Below are 20,282 nucleotides of genomic sequence, written 5' to 3'. Positions count from 1 at the left end.
GCTTTCTGAAAGTCTCCCAAGTCTCGGTCATTGAATACAACGGCACGGGCGTCGCTATGGCGTCCTATATAGGCAAATACGTGGTGCAAGTGGTCGCAGGGCAGACTCCCGCACATCGGCCTGATGTAGGCAGATAAGATGCGCCAAATTCCTTTTTATCCGACGCGTGTGCCGGCCGTCCGACTGGTCGCCGGTTGGTATCAGATACTCCACGCCGTTGGGCGTTGGATGTTTGCACCAGCCGCAGGCTTCGTCGGTCCTGCGGGCGGGAGTTGCCGGTTTAATGAAGGGTAAGGCTGGCAGTAAATGTTTGGCCTCTGACTGGCTCCAGAACAGCGCATGAGTCGTGGTTTTGCCCAAGCTTGGCGCAGTCCGCAAAGTCTGCTGAAGCACAGAGGCAATACGGCTTTTTCTATCAGCCTCACGACTCTTTTAACGCTATCTGCTGATTTTTCGGTGTTGTAATAAAAGTGTGTTGCAACTTCGAAATCGCGTCAGTTTTGACAACGTGCCTGTTCGTAGCACGAATCATTGGGCTCGGATGCCTACGCCACTTTCCTCCTCAACGGATCCAGAACATGCCAGCTCCTTTGACCTCCGTATCTACCTCTCCAGATTTGCCGACGGACGCTGATGTGGTCGTGATTGGCGGCGGTATTATCGGGGCGTTTACCGCCTATTACCTGGCCAAACGCGGCATGAAGGTCGCTTTGGTCGAAAAAGGCCGTATAGGCGCTGAACAATCGAGTCGTAACTGGGGTTGGTGCCGTCAGCAAAATCGCGATGCGCGTGAGCTGCCGATGGCGACCAAAAGCCTGGAGTTGTGGGAGCAGTTCGGCGCGCAGACCGGCGAGCAAACAGGTTTTACTCGGTGCGGGCTGCTCTACCTGAGCAATAATGAAACTGAGCTTGAGGGGTGGGCGCGTTGGGGGAAGTTCGCCCGTACGGTCAATGTCGAGACCCACATGCTCAATGCGCAGCAAGCAGCCGAACGCGCAAGGGCCACCGGCAAGGCTTGGAAGGGAGGGGTATTTGCCCCCTCCGACGGCACTGCGGACCCATCTCGCGCCGCACCGGCGGTGGCTCGTGCCATCCTGGCCCTTGGCAGCACTGTCCATCAAGACTGCGCCGTCCGTGGCCTTGAGACCGAGGCCGGTCGACTCTCTGCGGTCGTTACCGAAAAGGGCATCATCCGCACCCGCCTCGCGGTTCTTGCCGCCGGCGCATGGGCGTCTTCGTTCTGTCGCCAATATGGTATTCGTTTTCCCCAAGCCACCATTCGTCAGACCGTGCTTTCGGTTTCTCCACCAAGCCAGGCGATACCCAGTGCATTGCACACGTCCGATGTCTCCATGACGCGGCGTTTCGATGGCAGTTATACACTGGCGATCAGTGGCCGGGGACGTGTCGACTTCACACCGCAACTGCTTGGTTTCGCTACGCAGTTCCTGCCGATGTTTCAACGGAGATGGCGCAATCTGGCGCCTGGTGGGTTGGAGGGGGTGCGTTCGGGGCATGAAAGCTGGAAACGCTGGCGCCTGGACCAGCCGACACCGATGGAAAAGATGCGAATTCTCGATCCGAAGGTCGACGCCGCGATTGTCCAGTTGACTTACAAACGCGCGGTGGAGTTGGTTCCGTCATTAAAGGCGTCTTCGCTCACTACAGCCTGGGCGGGTTACGTGGACAGTACGCCTGATGGTGTTCCAGGGATCGGCGAGATAGCCAGCCTGCCGGGCCTGGTACTGGCGGCGGGGTTCAGTGGTCATGGTTTCGGTATTGGGTCGGGCGCGGGCCATTTGATTGCCGATATCGTCAGCGGTGCCGTCCCCATTGTCGATCCGCAACCTTATCACCCGGACCGCTTTCAAGCGTCGGCCTGGGGCAAAGTTGCGGACTTCTAAGCGTTTTCCCTCCATTTGAACCAGAGGTATCGCCTGTATGTTGAAGGATTCCGACCAGACGGCCCGATCCCAGCCACGCTCCGTCACGGCGTCAGACCCGGCGGCACCGCGTCTGATGCCCCTGCGCGCAGATCATCTACCACAGGCGGTCGGCCTCTCATCCGCCTTGGGCTGGCCGTATCGCGAGGCGGACTGGCGATTCGCCTTCGACCTTGGCGCTGGCCTTGCTGTGGAAGTGGAGGGACGGCTGGTGGCGACGGCTTTGTGGTGGTCACAAGGCCAGACCCATGCCTCGGTGGGCATGATCATTGTTTCTCCGGTGTTGCAGGGCCAGGGCCTCGGGCGCGCCCTGATGGACCGCCTGATGCAGGAGGCCGGCGAGCGAACGCTGATCCTCAATTCCACCCAGGAAGGCTTGGCGCTGTATAGACGACTGGGTTTCGTTGCCCAGGGGCAGGTCAACCAGCATCAAGCGATGCTTGAACACGCGGTGCATTTTGTTCCCGTATCGGGGCAGGTTCGTGCCATGCAGGCCGAGGACCAGCAAGCGCTGCGACAACTGGATCTGGCCGCCACGGGCCGCGACCGCAGTGAATTGCTCAATGCCTTGTTCGACGTCGCCAATACCTTGGTCATCGACCGCGGCGCGGGTGTTTTAGCCTACGGCTGTGCGCGCGAGTTCGGGCGCGGCGTGGTCATCGGCCCGGTGATCGCCAGGGGCGCGACTGCGATAGTGGATGCCCGAACACTGATCACGGCACTCGCTAATGCCCATCGAGGAAGGTTCGTGCGGATCGATGTCACTGAAGACACAGGCTTGTCGCCTTGGTTGACCGAGCAGGGCCTGCCCTGTGTTGGTCATGCGATTCCCATGGTGCGCGCTGCCCAATCACAGGTTCTCCGCGCTGAAACTGGTGCGCAGTTGTTTGCCCTGTCCAACCAGTCGATCGGTTGAGGTGTATTGACCGCGAGCTTGCGGAATTCGCGACCTGATGATTAACCCTGAGATGATGGATAGCCCTTATGAAACTGATGCCCTATTGGCTGGATACCGCGCCCAAATTTGCGTCGGGTGAACGCGATGCGCCTAGTGGTGAGGTGGATGTGGCCATCGTCGGCGCTGGCTTTACCGGTTTGTCCGCCGCTATAGCACTGGCAAAAAAAGGCGCGAGAGTGGCCGTATTCGAATCCGGCCTGGTCGGTAACGCCGCTTCCGGTCGCAATGGCGGAATGTGCAACAACGGCTTTGCCCAGGATTATTACGCACTGTCGACGGCCATTGGGCGTGAGCGCGCCAATATGTTGTATCGCGCCTTTGATGCCGGGGTCAGCAAAGTTGAGTCGCTGATCGCGGAGGAGGGTATCGATTGCGATTTCAAACGCGTTGGCAAGCTCAAGCTCGCGGCGAAGCCTGAGCACTTTGACAAGCTGGCCCGGTCGCAGGCGCTCATGGAGCAGGAATGCGATCCTGACACCTGCATGCTGACGCGCGAGCAATTGAGCAGCGAGATCGGCTCAGATCGTTATTTTGGTGGCCTGGTGTTCGCAAAAAGCGCCGGTATGCACGTTGGCCGCTACGGTCAGGGTCTGGCGGAGGCGGCTGCCCGGCGTGGCGTGCGTATCTATGAAAATGCACCGGTGCTTGGCCTCTCGCGTCAGACCGGCACCGTGCATCAGGTCAAAACGCCGCGCGGTGAAGTGCGTGCCAAGCAGGTGCTGCTGGCGACCGGCACCTCCTCGGTGGGCCCCTTGGCCTGGTTTCGCCGGCGTATCGTGCCAGTGGGGGCGTTTATCATCGTTACAGAGCCCCTTTCAGTCGAGGTGCTTGACCGTCTGGTTCCGCGCCGGCGCATGACTGTCGATACGAAAAACTTCGTCAATTACTTTCGGGTAACCCCCGACAATCGTTTGCTGTTCGGTGGGCGTGCGCGCTTCGCCACCTCCAATCCCGCCTCCGACATGAAAAGCGGAATCATCCTGCAGAAATCGCTGATCGAGGTTTTTCCGGAATTGAGCGACACCCGCATTGATTACTGCTGGGGCGGTATGGTCGATATGACCCGTGACCGCCTGCCACGGGCCGGTGAGCACGATGGGTTGTTCTACTCGATGGGGTATAGCGGCCACGGCACGCATATGTCGACCTATATGGGCGCGATCATGGCCGAAGTTCTTGACGGTCGCGCCGACCTGAACCCATGGCGGGACTTCAGTTGGCCGGCGATCCCCGGGCATTTCGGGAATCCCTGGTTTTTACCGTTGGTGGGTGCGTATTACCGGTTTCAGGATTTGGTGCGCTGAACCGAAGTACCGATATATGAGCAATCTGCGCCGACTCGCTGTTTGATTCGGTTCGACGGCTGATCACCGCGCAGACATTGTAAAAAATACTCGGAAAAGTGCACGGAGGATGGATTTGCCCGTGCGTGGTGCACTCCGCAAACTCTACTGATGGCGAGGCTGAAAACGGTGGTTTGTGCCAGGCGGGGTTTCATTCCAAACGTTTTGCATGGTCGGGTGGTGCTGTAATCAATTTATGGTGCAGCAAAGCGTTGATACATCCGTAACGTTGTGCCGCTAGGCGGATCGGCCGCTGATTGTTGGCTCGACTGAGAGACTGCAAGGGTGCCATGTCGCTTGAGACCCATCGCGGGTTCCGTATTTGGTATTGAGGTTGGCATCACCGTCGTTTGCGTTTGCAGGACGTCCCGGTCAACCGGGGCACTCCATACTTTTGATTCTCGACAGGTATAACTGACATGACTGACACAAAAGTCGATGCCCAATTAATCAGCGGCCGGGAAAGCCTGAGCATCTTTGAAAGCCTCAATCGCGGTGTCTCCCGTCGTAGCGCCTTGCAAATGCTGGGGGTCGCCGGCGTCGTCGCTGCGGGTACGGGAAGCCTGTTCGGTGCTGCCGGAAAACTGCTTGCCGACGAGCCCACCGCTCCCGGCAAAGGTAAGCCGGGCGGGCGGATCCGCGTGGCCGGGATGAACAGCTCCACCGCCGACACCCTCGATCCCGCCAAGGGGTCGGGTTCTACCGATTACACGCGCCAATACATGTTTTATAACGGGCTGACCCGCTTTGACAGCCATATGGTGCCGCAACTGGAGTTGGCCGAGCGCTTCGATTCCGCTGATGCAACGCTCTGGGTAATCACCTTGCGTAAAGAGGTGACCTTTCACAACGGCAAGCCCCTGACCGCCGCCGATGTGGTGTTTTCGCTTTCGCGTCACAAGGATCCCATCACCGGTTCCAAAGTCCAGCCATTGGCGCAGCAGTTCAGCGAGATCAAGGCGACCGGCCCCAACGAAGTGCAAATCCGCCTCACCGGCCCGAATGCCGAGCTGCCGTCGATTCTCGCTGTCTCGCATTTCCTGATCGTCCCTGAAGGTACCACCGACTTTAATCAGGGAGTAGGGACCGGGCCATTCAAGGTCAAGGAGTTCAAACCCGGCGTACGCTCACTCGCCGTGCGCAATACGAATTACTGGAAACCAGGCTTGCCTTATCTGGACGAGATCGAGTTCATCGGCATTGCCGACGAACCGTCAAGGATCAACGCGCTACTCTCGGGCGATGTGCAGATCACTAATGAAGTGGATCCGCGCTCAACGGTCCGCATCAAGGCCAGCGGTAAGCACCAAGTGATCTCTGCACCGTCGGGCAATTACTCGGATTTGATCATCCGTCAGGATCAAATGCCGGGTAAAAGCCCGGAATTCACTCAGGCGATGAAGTACCTGTTGGACCGTGAGCAAATCAAATCCGCCGTGTTTCGTGGCTTCGCAGTCGTCGGTAACGATCATCCGATTTCCCCAGGTGCGCGTTACTACAATACCGACTTGCCGCAAACGGTATACGATCCCGAAAAAGCCAAATTTCTGTTGAAAAAAGCCGGCATGGAGAGCATCACTATGCCGCTGATTGCATCGCCGGCCGCCACCGGGTCGGTGGACATGGCGGTGCTCCTGCAGCAGTCGGCGCGCCAAGTCGGGCTAAAACTTGACGTTAGCCGCTTACCCAGTGACGGCTACTGGTCGAATCACTGGATGAAGCACCCGCTGAGTTTCGGCAACATCAATCCAAGGCCAAGCGCCGACGTGATGTTCTCTCAGTTCTTTCAGTCGAGCGCGCCCTGGAACGAGTCAGGCTGGAAGAACGAGCAGTTCGATCAGCTACTGCTGCTTGCCCGGGGTGAAACCGACGATGCAAAGCGCGGCAAAATGTACGCGGACATGCAGACCCTGGTGCATGAACACAGCGGTATAGGCATTCCTGTGTTCATCAGCAACATCGATGGCATTGACCAACGCGTCAAAGGTTATGGCAGCAATCCGTTGGGCGGTTTCATGGGCTTCATGTTCGCCGAACAGGTCTGGCTGGATGCCTGATTCGCAGAGATCGCGGAACGCAGTTGTCGTGCGTTCCTGCTTCTGTATGCAAGGTCAGGACGCCGCCTCCTGAAACGACCTGATAATCGCCTCAAGCATCAAACTGGCCGTTCGATTGGCGCCTTGCGATTCCCGTGAAACCACAAACACCGGTCGCTGCGCAATGAACTCCGGCAACGGTAATCGAAACAAGGCGCCATGCTCCACCCAGGGATGAGCGATATGGTCAGGCACAATGCCGACATAGCCGCCGCTGAGCAGCAATTGAATCGTACCTTCAACGTGATGGGCGAGGGTGCTGGCGTTTTGTAGAAAAGTCGCCGGTGCAGTGTCCTGCACCAAATAGCCACGACGCACATAGTGGGCGGTTTGTTCGACAATCCGGCGCGCTTCTTCTTCGCTTTTGCCGAATGCTTCGTGGTCTCGTCCGCAATACAAGGCCGAGGCCTCGGAGCCGATCACTTGATAGTTGAGGTCGGGCAGGTCCGACTTGCAAATGGTTAAGCCTACGCTTGCCTTTTTCTCGGCGACAGCGCGCTCTACTGCATCCGGCGGGGCGACCCCGACACTGAGGTTGACCAATGGATAATCGCGACGAAAATGTTTCAGTGCGTTGGCGATGGGGTTACTGGGCGTGAAGGTACAGTGATCGATCAGCCACAGGCTCAGTTCGCCTTTGACCTCTGCCTTGGAGCTGGCCAGGGTGTCGCGAAATTCATCGATCGAATCGAGCAGACGCAGTAGCGCCGAATAGGCGACCTGGCCTTCCTCGGTCAATTGGAAACCACTACGCCCACGATGGCAGAGTTGGCTGCCGAAACGACTCTCCAGGTCGGACAATTGCCGACTGATGGCCGAAATACCCATACCCGTGGCCTCCTCGGCAGCCGACAGCCCCCCGCACTCGACAACGGCCTTGAATAGTCGCCAGTGTTTCAAGTCGATGTCGTGTAACGGGGGAACAGATGTTGTGTTCAATGGGGTACTCCAGGTGCGGGGAGTGAAGCGCATGAGTCCGTCTGATCTTACGCGCTCGGCTGTTGAATTGTTTTACACCAAGTTCGTCGATCAACGCAGTTGGCCATCCAAATAAATCAGGGTCTGTGCCAGCACTTGAGTGCCGTCGAGCAACTGTTGGGGTTCCAGCCATTCTTCGGGGCAGTGGCTGCGGCCGTTGAGACAGGGGACGAACACCATACCCATCGGCCCAGTGGCCCCGACGTAGACTGCGTCATGCCCGGCACCACTGGGTAGGGTCATGTGCGGCAAGCCCAACTGTTCCGCCACTTTGCTGACAGCCTCGATGACAATGGGCGAACAGTCCGTCGGGTCAGCATACGTCAACGGTACGGAGTCGACGGTCAGCCTCAGGTCTGTCAGCGCCGCGTTGCAGCGCTCCAGCAGCTGTTCCGGGAAGTCGAGCAGCACCTGTTTGGAGTCGCTGCGTACTTCGAGCACCATGTCGACTTTGCCAGGTACGGCGTTGGGCACGTTAGGGCTCACATCCAACCGACCCACCGTCGCGACGACATAATGAGGACGACCACTCATGTCGATGGCCATGCGCCGTGCTTCGCGGATTAATTCTGCCGCGCCGACCAACGCATCACGCCGCAGATCCATCGGGGTCGTGCCGGCATGGTCGGGCAAACCACACACGGTGATCCCGACACGGCGGATGCCGACGATATTAGTGACGGAGCCGATGGGCAATCCCTGGCTCTCCAGAACCGGGCCCTGCTCGATGTGCAGCTCAACAAACGCTGCGATGCTGCCGGGTTCCCGTAGAGCCTGGTCGAGGCGCTCCGGGGCACCTCCAATACGCTTCATCGCTTGTGCCAGGCTTTCACCGGCGCGGTTTTGCGAGGCGAGCATGTCGGCGCTCAGCTGCCCGGCGAATGCGCGACTGCCGACACAGGAAATGCCGTAATCACTAGGTTCTTCCGAGAGAAAGTCGATCACCTGAAGTGAATGACGCAAGCATCGGCCGGCGTCCTTCAAGGCATGGGCGACTTCCAGCGCCGCCAACACGCCGATAATGCCATCGAACCGGCCTCCACCGACCACCGTATCGCAGTGTGAGCCGCTGATCAGCGGTTTCAGGTCAGGTTCGCTGCCGTTGAGCTGACCGATCAGATTGCCGCCGGCATCCAGCGTGACGCTCAGCCCGGCAGACTCGAATTCAGACCTTAACCACAGCCTTGCCTGCTCAAACTCGGGTGAGAAGGCGCGTCGGGTCCACGGTACGTCCGGCAGCGTAAAGTTCGACAGCGTATTGACTCGATTCCACAGACGTTCAATGTTCAGTTGCAGCAAGGGGACGCTCATTTCAATACGTACCTGTTGTCAGTGCGCGAGGGCGCAAAAAATGGCCGTAACCTGGCTCATTGAGAATCCTGCCTTGATCGAATACACACTGGCCACGGCAGTAAGTGGTCTTGACCCTGCCCGTAAAGGGCATGTCTTCGAATGAACTCCATGTCACCGCGCTCAGGCTGGTAGAGGGGTCGTAACGATAGTGCTCGTCGGCCAGCACCACGAAGTCAGCGTCCAGACCGATTACGAAGTCACCTTTGCGGTTATCGAGCAGAAAATGCCTGGCCGGGTTGCGACTCAGCTGTCGAACCACCAGCGAGGGCGACAGTCCGCGTGCCATGGCACCGGTCCAGAACGCGGGCAGCAGCGTCTCCAGGCCCGGTCCGCCTGAAGCGTTACGGAACACGTTGGGATTACCTTTACGCTCCAGCCCCCAACTGACGTGGTCGGAAGACACAAAGGTGCAGCGTTCCTGGGCGATGTGCGCCCAGAGCTTGTCGGATTCGGCTTTGGGCCTGATCGGTGGGTAATGCTTGGTTTTGGCGCCAAAGCGCCGTGTGTGGTCTTCATGGTTGAGCATCAGGTACTGAATGCACGTCTCGATGCTCACGTCGTGCCCGGCCCGGCGATACATTTCGCACAGCTCAAACCCACGGCTGGTCGAGACGTGAACCGGATGGGCGCGTGCGCCGGTTTGTGCACCGATCTCATAAATCAACGCGGTTGCCAGGTCCTCCACCAGCGGTGGATGGGCGCGCAGGAATGCATCCCAGCCGGTATCACCGGCTTCGATCAAGCGGTTGATATTTTTACGCGTCAATTCCTGCATCTGGTTGTGGACACCGCAGACCAGGCCCGACGGCTTGATCAGGGCGAACAGTTCTGCCAGCAGGTCCTCCTCAATGCGCGGAAAGCGGCCCGGCGCTGCTTCAAAGGTCGAAAACTTGAACGCACAGGCGCCGGCCTCGATCAGCCCCGGAATCGCCGCCAGGCCGTGAGTTTCATTGACGGTTGCAAACAATCCGACATCAACGTGGCAAGTGTCTTCGACCTCCTGGGCCTTGCGCAGCAGTTGCTCGGCGCAGGCCACCGGCTCCGGGTCGTCGTAAGGCATGTCCACCATCACGGTGATGCCTCCCGCAGCGGCGGCACGGCTGGCCCATCCCAGTCCTTCCTGGTTGGCCTGGCTTCCCGAGTGGACCTGACCGTCGATGACGCCGGGCAAGATCCAATGCCCGCGTTCGTCGCGTGTGGTTTTTGCGGCAGGCGGCTCACCGGTGCCTCGCGCGGCGATACGCCCCTCACTTATACCGAGCCAGCCATTCTCAAGGGTCTGTTCACTGTCGACGATACGTCCCCGCACCACCAGATCGAAATCACTCATTTGTCAGCCTCGTCATCGGGTCAATCCGCAGGCAGTGAGTATCAGCAGGGCGTGTCACGCCATCCATGCAGCGAATGACAACTTCACTTGCTGTTTTTTGCATGGTTCTGCGTGCAGCAGATTCGAATAATTCGGGCCATACCAGGGAAAGCCTGCCGACAGGCTTTCGCGTTAACCTCAGCGAGAGTGGCCTTAGATGACTCAGCAAAAAGCCAAACCAATCATGGCTGCGCGTGGCAGTACCCTGCGGTGTAAAGGATGGAAGCAGGAAACCATTCTGCGCATGCTGGAAAACAACCTTGAAAACGCTGAGGACGCCTCGCGCCTGACCGTCTATGGCGGCATCGGAAAGGCGGCGCGTAACTGGGAAAGTTATGACGCGATCGTCGAGTCGCTCAAGAACCTGGAGAATAATGAAACCCTGGCGATCCAGTCGGGCATGCCGGTTGCCGTGTTTAAAACCCACCGGCTGGCACCCCGGGTGGTCATGGCCAACAGTAACGTGATCAAGGCCGACTGGCCGAAGTTCTATGACCTGAGCGCGCAGAATCTGACGGCGTTTGCGTCCTACACCGCCGGGCCTTGGCAGTACATTGGCAGCCAGGGTGTGATCGAAGGCACGTTTGAAACGCTCGCGCTGGTTGCCGATCGGCATTTCGATGGGAAATTGAAGGGCCGTATTTTCTTCACGGCCGGCCTCGGCGGCATGGGCCGTTCGCAACCCCTGGCGATGAGCATGCACGGCGGTGTGAGTGTCACCGTGGAAGTCCGCCAGCAAAGCATTGTGGACCGCCTGGCTAGCGGGTATGCCGATGTTCAGGCGGCGTCCCTGCAAGACGCGATTGACATGGCTGAGTGCGCCAAACGGGAAGGGCGCGCACTCTCGATCGTGGTGCAGGGCAATATGGTCGATGCCCTGGAACAGGCGCTCGACTGCGGCTGGAAGCCGGACATTGTGACTGAAATGTGCCCGTGCCATGACCCGTTCGCGCTGATTCCTTGCGGGCTGACGCTGGAGCAGGCCGCAGCGTTGTTGGAGACCGACCGCGACGCCTACATGGCCGCTTCGCGTCAATCAATGATCCGCATAGTGCGGGCGATGACGCGCTTGCAGGCAGCCGGTTCGATCGTATTCGAATATGGCACCTTCGTACGCAAGGAGGCGGTGGACGCGGGGATGTCCAAGGAGGAAGCCTTTGCCTATCCGGGCTGCATCGCCGAATACGTGCGGCCGCTGTTTTTCCTGGGGCGAGGCCCGTTTCGCTGGACTTGCGTGTCCGGTGAGGTCTCAGACCAGACACGCCTGGATGATCTGGCGCTGGAGATGTTCAAGGATGACACCCTGGTCACTCGTTGGATCACTACATCCCGTCACCGTTTACCCGTGGAAGGCCTGCCGGCACGTATCTGTTTCCTCGGTTTTGGCCAGCGACGTGCCTTTGGTCTCGCGGTCAATGCGTTGGTGCGCTCGGGTGAGCTGGCGGGTCCGGTGGCGTTCTCCAGAGACAACCTGGACACCGGCTCGATCGCCAACCCGGCGTTTGAAACCGAAAACATGCTTGATGGCTCCGACGCGATCTCCGACTGGCCCTACCTGAATGCATTGCTCAACGTTTCGGCGATGGCGGACCTGGTGGCGATTCAATCCAACGGCACCATGGGGATCTCGGCGCACACCGGTGTCACGATGATCGCCGACGGCTCGGAGGAGGCTGACCTGCGCCTGGATGCATGCCTGACCACTGACGCCGGGATTGGTGTGGTGCGCCACGCACAAGCCGGTTATCCGATGGCCAAGACCGTGTCCATGGGTGAGGGGCCGTTGACCGACAACGCGATTCAAATACCGCTGTGGTGGTCGCCTCAGGCCACCCAGTACCGCGCGTAAGGAAAGCCTCATGGCCCTTCTGCATTTGATCGAACAGGTCAGCGTCGTCGGCATGGGCGGCTCGACCGCCCAAGTCATGGACGTATTGATCGACGGTGATCGCTTCGTCGGTCTCGCACCCAAAATCGATTTGTCCACGGTCAACCTCGACGAGCGTACCGATGGGCGCGGCAAACTGCTGATACCGGGGCTAATCAACGCCCATCATCACTCTCACGACCGTTTCGACAAGGGACGTTTCTCCGGGATCCCTCTGGAGATCTGGATGGGCTTGTACAATCCACCGTCCTATCGCCGTGGCTGGACGGCGCGTGAGGTGTACCTGCGCACCTTGCTCAACGGCATCGAGATGTTGCGCAATGGCATAACCACAGTGGTCGATGATATTCACTTCGGTGGCCTCTTTGAGCCTGAAGTCGTGCATGCGGCGTTTCAGGCTTATTCCGACCTGGGAATTCGCGCCGACGTCAGCGTGGCGTGGTCCGACAAACCGTTTCAGGAGGGGATTCCTTACCTGGCCGAGCGGCTGCCCGATACACTCAAGGGCACGGTATCGGCCCACGCCGCAGCGCGTGTGCTGGAGCAGTGGCAGGAGCTGGCGCGCAGTTGGAATGGCCGGGTACGCTTTGTTTTCTCGCCCTCCGGCCCGCAACGCTGCAGTGCCGACTTTCTGCAAAAAACCTGGGCGCTCGCCGAACATTACGACCGCCCGGTACTGATCCATTTGCTGGAAACCCGTATACAAGCGCTCACGGCGGCCAAGTTTTATGGCAAACCCATGGCCGCGTACATGGACGACTTGGGACTGTTAACACCCCGCAGCGTGCTCGCACATGGCGTTTGGCTGTCGGCGGCGGAACTCGATCTGATTGCCGAACGCGGCGCCAGTGTGGTGCACAACCCCGCCTGCAATTTGAAGTTGGGCAGTGGTGTGGCGCCGATTGCGCAGATGTTGCGCCGTGAGGTGAACGTCGGCCTGGGTACCGACAACAACAACGGCAACGACTTGAACTCGATGTTTGACGCGATGCGTCTGGCGGCGCTTTCCAACGCGCTGCTCGATCAGGACGAGGTTTGCCCGGTGGGGGCACTGCAGGCGTTCAACATGGCCACGCTCGGCGGCGCCAGGGCCATCGGGCGCGGTGCGCAGACCGGATCCATCGAGGTCGGCAAACAGGCGGATTTTTGCCTGATCGACCTCAAGACCAGTGCCTTTACACCCCTCAATGATGCGTTGACGCAGTTGGTTTTTTGCGAACAGGGCAGCGCTGTGCGTGATGTCTACGTTGGCGGACGCAAGCTGGTGGATCACGGCCGGATCACGCGCATCGATGAAGAGGCGCTGATGCTTGAGTTGATGGAGCGCATGCCCACGCTGCAAGGGCGGATTCAAGGCGGTCAGGATGCGAGCGATACGCTGCGACCCTATCTGGTGGGGGCTTATAACGACTGCCTGGCTGATCCGCAAATGGTGGGTCTGCGCCATTCGATCAATCAGTTCGACCGATCCAGACGCGGCGCCTGACCGGTTTGGCCTGCTTCAACTCATTTTATGAACAGAGAGAAAAACCATGAGCACAGTACAAAAAATCGTTCCCGGTGAAACCCGTATTGCCACCTGGCGTGCGATTTACAACGGTGCGCCGGCGCGCCTGTGCGAGAGCGCCCGGGCCGGTATCGAGGCGGCGGCAAAGATGGTTGATACGCTGGTCGACAGCGGTCGCGCGGTGTACGGCCTGAATACCGGATTCGGCAAGCTGGCGAATGTACGCATCAGTGATGCCGACCTGTGCCAACTGCAAAAAAACCTGGTGATGTCGCACATGACTGGCTACGGCCCGGCACTGGATGCCGATGTGGTTCGCCTGGTCATGGCCTTGAAAGTCGCCAGCCTGGGGCGCGGTGCTTCGGGGGCGCAATACGGCACCGTCGCGCTGCTGGAAGACATGCGCGAACGGGGCGTCATCCCTTTCATTCCTGCCCAAGGCTCGGTCGGTGCCAGCGGCGATCTGGCACCGTTGGCGCACATGAGCGCTGTCATGATCGGCATGGGTCAGGCGTGGTATGAGGGCGAGTTGCTCGATGGCGCTGAAGCACTGGCGCGTGCCGGCCTGACGCCTATTGTGCTGGCACCCAAGGAAGGCTTGGCGTTAATGAACGGTACTCAGGTATCGACGGCCCTTGCGCTGACCGGCTTGTTTGCCCTGGAAAACGCCTTTATGGCAGCCATTGCAATCGGCACCATGACCACCGAGGCGCTGGCGGGTATTGCCAGTCCGTTCGATCCACGTATCCAGGCGCTGCGTGGCCACCCGGGCCAGATCGCGGTGGGCGCTGCGTTCAAGCGGTTGTTGGATGACAGCCCGATGCGCGCCATTTCACAAGCGTCCGGCAAGGTTCAGGACCCCTACAGCATTCGTTGCCAGCCACAGGTGCTCGGCGCGTGCCTGGACCTGATTCGCAACGCCAGTGTCACCCTGGAGATCGAGAGCAACGCAGCCTCCGACAACCCGCTGATCTTCGTGGAGACCGGTGAAGTCATCTCCGGCGGTAATTTCCATGCTGAACCGGTCGCATTTGCCGCCGACATGTTGGCGATCGCCATTACCGAGATCGGCAACCTGTCCGAGCGTCGTTGCAACCTGCTGCTGGACCCAGGCTTTTCCGGACTACCGCCCATGTTGACGGTCGATGCCGGTTTGCATTCGGGCTACATGACGGCGCACATCTCGGCCGCTGCCATGGCTTCGGAAAATAAACAGCGCGCAACGCCGGCCTCCATCGACACCATCCCTACGGCGGGTAACCAGGAGGACCATGTGTCGATGGCCACCCATGGCGCACGCCGCTTGCTGGAAATGACGTGCACATTGCGCGGGATTCTCTCTATCGAGGCGTTGTGCGCGGCCCAGGGCCTGGACCTGCGCGGCGGCAAGTTATACAGCGCGCGCCTGGCGCCAGTAGTCGAGTGCATTCGCGACTGTGTGCCGGCGATGAATGTCGACCGGCCTATCGCGCCGGACATGGCCAGTGTGGCCGAGTTGATCCGTAGTCGTGAGCTGGTCAAAGCCTGCCCGGACCTGATCAGCCTGTTCTAAGTGCTCCACCCAGTGCCGGCTGCTGCCTGACCGGCACTGGATAATAACAATCAGATCGTTGATCCCTGAAATCTGCCAACTACCACATAGAGAAATAGTCATGAACAAGAATCTCGTTGTAGCTTGCGTAGTGTTGCTCCTGAGTTCAACTTGGGCAAAGGCCGAAGACGTGCTGCGTTTGGGTGTTGACCCGACGTACCCACCCCTTGAGTACCGCGACCCGCAAGGCAAAATGATCGGTTTCGATGTCGACCTGGGTGATGAAATCTGCAAGCGCATGGCGGTCAAATGTGAGTACGTTCAAAGCAGCTTCGACGGGCTGATCCCAGGGTTGCTTGCACGCAAGTTCGACGGGGTGTTATCGAGCCTGTCCATTACCGAGCAACGCCTGAAGCAGATTGACTTCAGCAGCAAACTTTCCAACCCCTCTACACGCCTGGTGGCGCGCGACGGCTCCGGCATTACGCCGACAGCGGCGGGGCTCAAGGGCAAGACCGTGGGGTATCAGCAAGGCACTATCCAAGAGTCTTACGCGCGTACCTACTGGAAAGTCCCTGGCATCAAGTTGCAGGCCTATGCGAGCCAGGACCAGGTCTACGCCGACCTGCTCAATGGACGTATTGACGCTTCGTTGCAGGATGAAGTGCAGGCCACCTATGCCTTTTTACGTACCGATCAGGGTAAAGGCTATGCGTTTGCCGGACCGATCATTGTCGACGAAAAAGTGCTGGGCAGCGGCACCGCGATAGGCGTTCGCAAGGAAGATCAGGCACTCAAGCTGCGCATCGACGCTGCCATCGCCGCCATGCTGGCCGATGGTACCTATCAGAAGATCGCCGCCAAGTATTTCGACTTCGACATCTACGGCGGCTGATGGCGGGTGCTGTGCCGGTCATGACTGTGTATTGCAGTCATGGCCGATATCGTGCGGCTTCTGTACGTCCACCTATTGCGAGTGATGCGCCATGCAATGGCTTGAATATTTACCCTTGATTGCCAAAGGTGCCTTGAGCACGGTCGAACTGGCGTTGGTGGCGCTGGTGCTGGCCCTGTTCCTGGGACTGCTGACCGCACTGGCGAAGTTGTCGGGCAAACCCTGGCTGATCCTGCCTGCCCAGTGCTACACCACCGTGATTCGCGGCATTCCGGATCTGGCGTTGATGCTGCTGATTTTCTACACCATCCAGATCGGCGTGAACCAGATCACCGACAAGTTTGGGCTCGGGCGTTTCGAGATTGATCCCTTTGTAGCCGGTGTCATGACCTTGGGTTTTATCTACGGCGCGTATTTCGCCGAAACCTTGCGCGGTGCGTTTCTGGCCATTGACCCGGGCCAGGCCGAAGCTGCCAGCGCCTATGGCCTATCGGCCTGGCAAACCTTCCATAAGGTTGTGTTGCCGCAGCTGATCCGGTTTGCGTTGCCCGGCATCAGTAACAATTGGCAGGTGCTGGTCAAGGCCACTGCGCTGGTGTCGATCATAGGCCTGAGCGATCTGGTCATGGCGGCTCAGGAGGCGGGGCGCAGCACCCACAACACGTTGATGTTCATGGTGCTGGCCGGTGCGGTTTATTTTTGTCTGTCGGGGTTTTCCAGCCTGTTGCTGTACTGGCTCAAGCATCGTTCGGCCGCTTGGGTTCGGGAGGCGCAGCTATGATCGATCTCTTCCAGACCTATTGGCAGAGTTTTCTCTGGACCGATGGGCAGCAGTGGAGCGGGGTTGTCGTCACGTTAATGCTGCTTATCGTCGCGACACTCGGCGGTTTTGTGCTGTCGATCCCGCTGGCACTGGGGCGCGTATCTTCTTCGCGTACCCTGAGTGGCATGATCTGGCTGTACACCTACACGTTCCGCACAACGCCGCTCTACGTACAGCTGTTGATTATCTACAGCGGCTTGTACAGCCTCGCGTTCATCCAGAACACGGCGCTACTCAACAGTTTTTTTCGCGATGCCTATTGCTGCACGCTGTTTGCGTTCGTGCTCAACGAGTGCGCCTACATGACCGAGATCCTGGTCGGTTCGATTCGTGCCAGCAGTCGTGGGGAAGTCGAGGCGGGCAGGGCCTTCGGTTTGAGCGCGACGGTGCTCAACTTCAAGGTGATTCTGCCCGGCGCGTTGCGTCGAGCACTACCTGCCTACAGCAACGAGGTGATCTTCATGCTCCACGGCACCACGCTTGCGTTCACCGCCACGGTGCCTGACATCCTCAAGGTTGCCCGTGACGTCAATGCTGAAACCTATGCGACGTTCACTACCTATGGCCTGGCGTCCTTGCTCTACCTGATGATCTCGTTCTGCATCATCGCCGGCTTCAATCGTGCTGAAAAACGTTGGCTGAGGCATCTCAAACCGCGTGTGGCCAAAGCCGCCGTTGAGCACTCCGTCCTCCCCATAAAAGAAGGCAGCCTGGTATGAATGCCCTGACCGTTGAAAACATCCACAAATCCTATGGCAATCATAAAGTCCTGCATGGGGTTTCCTTGAGCGCCAAGCGCGGTGAGGTCATCAGCATCATCGGTTCCAGCGGCTCGGGCAAAAGTACATTTTTGCGCTGTATCAACTTTCTCGAACAGCCGGACTGTGGCCGCGTCAGCCTGGACCATCTGACGATCGACCTGGGCGTCGGCAAACCGTTGCGTCCCGAGCGCCGCACCTTGCAGGCGCTGCGTACGCGTTTAGCAATGGTGTTTCAGCACTTCAATCTCTGGGCCCATATGACCGTGCTGGAAAATGTCAGCATGGCGCCGGTATATGCCCTCAACATGAACAAGGAACAGGCGCGTGCCAGCGCTATCAGGTACCTGGATAAAGTCGGGCTCGATGCCCGTTTCCACGACAGCTACCCGGCCCATCTGTCCGGTGGGCAACAACAGCGTGTGGCCATAGCACGAGCCCTTGCGGTGGAACCGCAGGTGATGCTGTTTGACGAACCGACCTCCGCCCTCGACCCGGAGCTGGTCGGCGAGGTGCTGAAGATCATGCAGGATCTCGCGCAGGAAGGACGCACGATGATTGTCGTTACCCATGAGATGGGTTTCGCGCGTCATGCCTCTACCCAGGTAGTGTTTCTGCACGGTGGCAAGATTGAGGAGCAGGGCAGGCCCGAGCAGGTCTTTGACAACCCGCAAAGCGAGCGGTTACGCCAGTTTCTGGCATTGGACCTCAAGTGACAAACGATCTTTTTCGCGGAGAGTGCCAATGAAAAACGCTGCCTTGATCCAGGTGCCCGAAGCCATTTACGCCCTGAGACGGGATATCCACCGGCATCCGGAATTGGCCTTCGAAGAGCGCCGGACCGCAAACCTGATCGCGAGCCAGCTAGAGTCATGGGGCTTGACGGTTCACCGCGGGCTGGCGGGGACCGGCGTAGTCGGAGTTTTGCGCTGTGGCACAGGCGATGCGTCTATCGGCTTGCGCGCCGACATGGACGCGCTGCCTGTGCAGGAGCTCAATCAATTCGAGCATGCCTCCGCCCATGTGGGGAAAATGCATGCCTGTGGTCATGATGGGCACTGTGCAATGCTGTTGGCGGCGGCGTTCGAGCTTGCGCATACCCGCCAGTTAGATGGCACGCTGTATTTTATTTTTCAGCCCGCCGAGGAATGTGATGCCGGGGCCAGGCGCATGATCGAAGACGGCCTATTCGACCTTTTCCCCATGAATGCGGTGTTTGGCATGCATAATTGGCCCGGTTTGGCGGCGGGGCAGTTCGCTGTGCATTCAGGGGCGATGATGGCCTCCGACACGGAGTTTCGAATTCGCGTGTTCGGCAAGGGAGGGCATGCCGCCCTGCCGCATCAGTGCACTGATCCTTTGCAGCCATTGGTGCACATTGCCCAAGCGTTTCAGAGCATCATCACGCGCAATGTGGACACTCAGGATCCGGCGGTCATATCCGTCACAAACATGCATGCAGGCAGTGATGTCAGTCTCACCGTCATTCCAGATGACGCCTGCTTGGGAGGCACGTTCAGGGCGTTTTCCCGAGAAGCCATGAGCTTGATTGAAATGCGCATGACGGAAATCGCCAACAACATTGCCGATGCTTTCGGTTGCCGCGTTGAAACCTCGTTCAAATCGGACTATCCACCGCTGATCAATCATCCACGCGAAACAAACATCTGTATCGAGCTTCTACGCAAATTGGTCGGTGAAGAGCAAGTCCTCACCAATGGCAAGCCCACCATGGCCGCCGAAGACTTCGCCCACATGCTCGAACATAAACCGGGTTGCTATGTATTCATCGGCAACGGTGAGGGCGGGCATCGCAACGTCGGCCATGGTCCCGGGCCGTGTGTGCTGCACAATGCGAGTTTTGATTTCAACGACGATATTCTGCCGATCGGCGCGACCTATTGGGTTCGTCTGGCAGAGGCCTGTCTGCCATTACCCACTTGAAATAGCGTTAACCTTATCTAACTGGAGATTTTATGAAACTGGTCAAAAGCATCCGCCTTAAAGTCCTACCCGAACGCTACTCAATTTCCAGGTTGGACAGTAAAGCCCCGATCCCGACTTGGGCCGATGGTGACGGGTTTGTAAACATTGCCCGCTCTGCCGATGAACTGTCGATTGTCTGCCATCAGAGCCGAGTGCCTGAAGGTGTCAAAATCGACCGGGACTGGAATTGTGTGCAATTTGTCGGCCCTTTCGCCTTCGACGAAACCGGTATCGTGCTGTCAGTGGTGCGCCCTCTCAGCGAAGCCGGATTTGGGGTTTTTGTGGTGTCGACATTCGACGGCGACTTCCTGCTGCTCAAGGCCGATCAGTTTGCCGAAGGGCTTGCTGTGCTCCGCGTGGCGGGGCATCAGATTCTGGACTGATGAGGGCCATTCGCTTTGGCGCCTGTCACGAAACAAGGCCTGTAGACGCGATTTGGCAACGCTCTCGTTGTGGGTCGCCGCCAATGGCATTCTGAGTTCGGCGTGCCGTGCGGACTCAAGCCTGCTATGGCGCCGACCCGTTGAATTGGTGGTCTGCAACATCAGCGTCGATGCCCTCTGACCGCCGTGGGTGGGAAGCCGAACCGATCACGAAAACGCACGGCAAATTGCGACGGCGTCTGGTAGCCGACGCAAAGCGCTATTTGCATGACGGTCTGCGCGGATGATTGCAACAGTTGCAGGGCAAGGGTCATGCGTGCATCGATCAATAAGCGACTGAACGTGGTGCCTTCTTCCGCGAGCCTGCGCCGCAGCGTGGCTTCGCTGAGCGCAAAGGTGGAGGCGACATCCAGCGCACTCCAGTCGTTTGCCAGGTCGCTGGCGATCAGTTGCCGCACTTTGATCGCCATC

17 protein-coding genes are annotated in these 20,282 nt (G+C 58.8%); 13 read left to right on the top strand and 4 right to left on the bottom strand.

All coding sequences use genetic code 11. The annotated features are described in order from the left end of the window. Window positions 1-578 precede the first annotated feature (578 nt). From JWR98_RS05120 to JWR98_RS05105, 4 genes are all read left to right on the top strand, one after another. A complete protein-coding gene (locus tag JWR98_RS05120) occupies window positions 579-1,904 on the top strand; it encodes an NAD(P)/FAD-dependent oxidoreductase (protein ID WP_205489422.1) in 1,326 nt (441 codons plus the stop codon). Between the two features lie 37 nt (window positions 1,905-1,941). Continuing rightward, on the top strand, window positions 1,942-2,859 hold the full coding sequence (locus JWR98_RS05115; protein ID WP_205489421.1) for a GNAT family N-acetyltransferase: 918 nt from the start codon (window positions 1,942-1,944) through the stop codon (window positions 2,857-2,859). A gap of 68 nt (window positions 2,860-2,927) precedes the next feature. Continuing rightward, a complete protein-coding gene (locus tag JWR98_RS05110; RefSeq protein ID WP_205489420.1) occupies window positions 2,928-4,205 on the top strand; it encodes an NAD(P)/FAD-dependent oxidoreductase in 1,278 nt (425 codons plus the stop codon). Between the two features lie 458 nt (window positions 4,206-4,663). Further along, window positions 4,664-6,301 carry an ABC transporter substrate-binding protein gene (locus tag JWR98_RS05105; RefSeq protein WP_205489419.1) on the top strand — a complete coding sequence of 546 codons (1,638 nt, stop codon included), beginning with the start codon at window positions 4,664-4,666 and terminating at the stop codon, window positions 6,299-6,301. Between the two features lie 54 nt (window positions 6,302-6,355). On the opposite strand, the gene JWR98_RS05100 is transcribed toward JWR98_RS05105, so the two are convergent. From JWR98_RS05100 to JWR98_RS05090, 3 genes are read right to left on the bottom strand one after another with little or no spacing between them, the layout of a single operon-like run. After that, entirely contained in the window at window positions 6,356-7,312 is a 957-nt protein-coding gene (locus tag JWR98_RS05100; RefSeq protein WP_225908574.1) for a LysR family transcriptional regulator, read from the bottom strand. Between the two features lie 57 nt (window positions 7,313-7,369). Continuing rightward, window positions 7,370-8,629, bottom strand: a complete 1,260-nt coding sequence (locus JWR98_RS05095; protein WP_205489417.1) for a Zn-dependent hydrolase — start codon at window positions 8,627-8,629, stop codon at window positions 7,370-7,372. A gap of 1 nt (window position 8,630) precedes the next feature. Continuing rightward, window positions 8,631-10,001 (bottom strand): dihydroorotase, encoded by a 1,371-nt coding sequence (locus JWR98_RS05090; RefSeq protein WP_205489416.1) that lies wholly within the window; start codon window positions 9,999-10,001, stop codon window positions 8,631-8,633. A gap of 196 nt (window positions 10,002-10,197) precedes the next feature. On the opposite strand from JWR98_RS05090, the gene JWR98_RS05085 reads away from it, so the two are divergent. The 9 genes from JWR98_RS05085 (at window position 10,198) to JWR98_RS05045 (ending at window position 19,811) form a co-directional block, all read left to right on the top strand. Then, a complete protein-coding gene (locus JWR98_RS05085; protein WP_205489415.1) occupies window positions 10,198-11,889 on the top strand; it encodes a urocanate hydratase in 1,692 nt (563 codons plus the stop codon). A 10-nt stretch (window positions 11,890-11,899) separates the two neighbouring features. Beyond that, complete coding sequence (locus tag JWR98_RS05080; protein ID WP_205489414.1) at window positions 11,900-13,414, top strand: amidohydrolase family protein; 1,515 nt, start codon at window positions 11,900-11,902, stop codon at window positions 13,412-13,414. A 46-nt stretch (window positions 13,415-13,460) separates the two neighbouring features. Beyond that, window positions 13,461-14,987, top strand: coding sequence for a histidine ammonia-lyase (hutH, locus tag JWR98_RS05075; protein WP_205489413.1), 1,527 nt, complete (start codon window positions 13,461-13,463; stop codon window positions 14,985-14,987). Between the two features lie 100 nt (window positions 14,988-15,087). Beyond that, the gene (locus tag JWR98_RS05070; protein ID WP_205489412.1) at window positions 15,088-15,861 is read left to right on the top strand and encodes an ABC transporter substrate-binding protein; all 774 of its coding nucleotides are present in this window, start codon (window positions 15,088-15,090) and stop codon (window positions 15,859-15,861) included. A gap of 91 nt (window positions 15,862-15,952) precedes the next feature. Beyond that, a complete protein-coding gene (locus JWR98_RS05065; protein WP_205489411.1) occupies window positions 15,953-16,642 on the top strand; it encodes an ABC transporter permease in 690 nt (229 codons plus the stop codon). Beyond that, window positions 16,639-17,403 (top strand): histidine ABC transporter permease HisM, encoded by a 765-nt coding sequence (gene hisM, locus JWR98_RS05060; RefSeq protein WP_205489410.1) that lies wholly within the window; start codon window positions 16,639-16,641, stop codon window positions 17,401-17,403. The genes JWR98_RS05065 and hisM overlap by 4 nt, the downstream gene beginning before the upstream one ends. Then, the gene (locus JWR98_RS05055; protein ID WP_205489409.1) at window positions 17,400-18,158 is read left to right on the top strand and encodes an ATP-binding cassette domain-containing protein; all 759 of its coding nucleotides are present in this window, start codon (window positions 17,400-17,402) and stop codon (window positions 18,156-18,158) included. Before hisM ends, JWR98_RS05055 begins: the two co-directional genes overlap by 4 nt. Window positions 18,159-18,186: 28 nt before the next feature. Next, the gene (locus JWR98_RS05050) at window positions 18,187-19,386 is read left to right on the top strand and encodes a M20 aminoacylase family protein (protein ID WP_205489408.1); all 1,200 of its coding nucleotides are present in this window, start codon (window positions 18,187-18,189) and stop codon (window positions 19,384-19,386) included. 32 nt (window positions 19,387-19,418) lie between these two features. Then, on the top strand, window positions 19,419-19,811 hold the full coding sequence (locus JWR98_RS05045; RefSeq protein WP_069787399.1) for an ACT domain-containing protein: 393 nt from the start codon (window positions 19,419-19,421) through the stop codon (window positions 19,809-19,811). Window positions 19,812-19,972: 161 nt separating this feature from the next. On the opposite strand, the gene JWR98_RS05040 is transcribed toward JWR98_RS05045, so the two are convergent. Next, window positions 19,973-20,282 (bottom strand): helix-turn-helix transcriptional regulator (locus tag JWR98_RS05040; protein WP_205489407.1); only part of this gene is annotated, 310 nt, incomplete at its 5' end.

The organism is Pseudomonas lactucae (genome assembly GCF_016937615.1).
Lineage (GTDB): Bacteria > Pseudomonadota > Gammaproteobacteria > Pseudomonadales > Pseudomonadaceae > Aquipseudomonas > Aquipseudomonas lactucae.
Note: the sequence above shows the minus strand (reverse complement) of the source record. Positions and strands in the feature narration are given on the sequence as shown.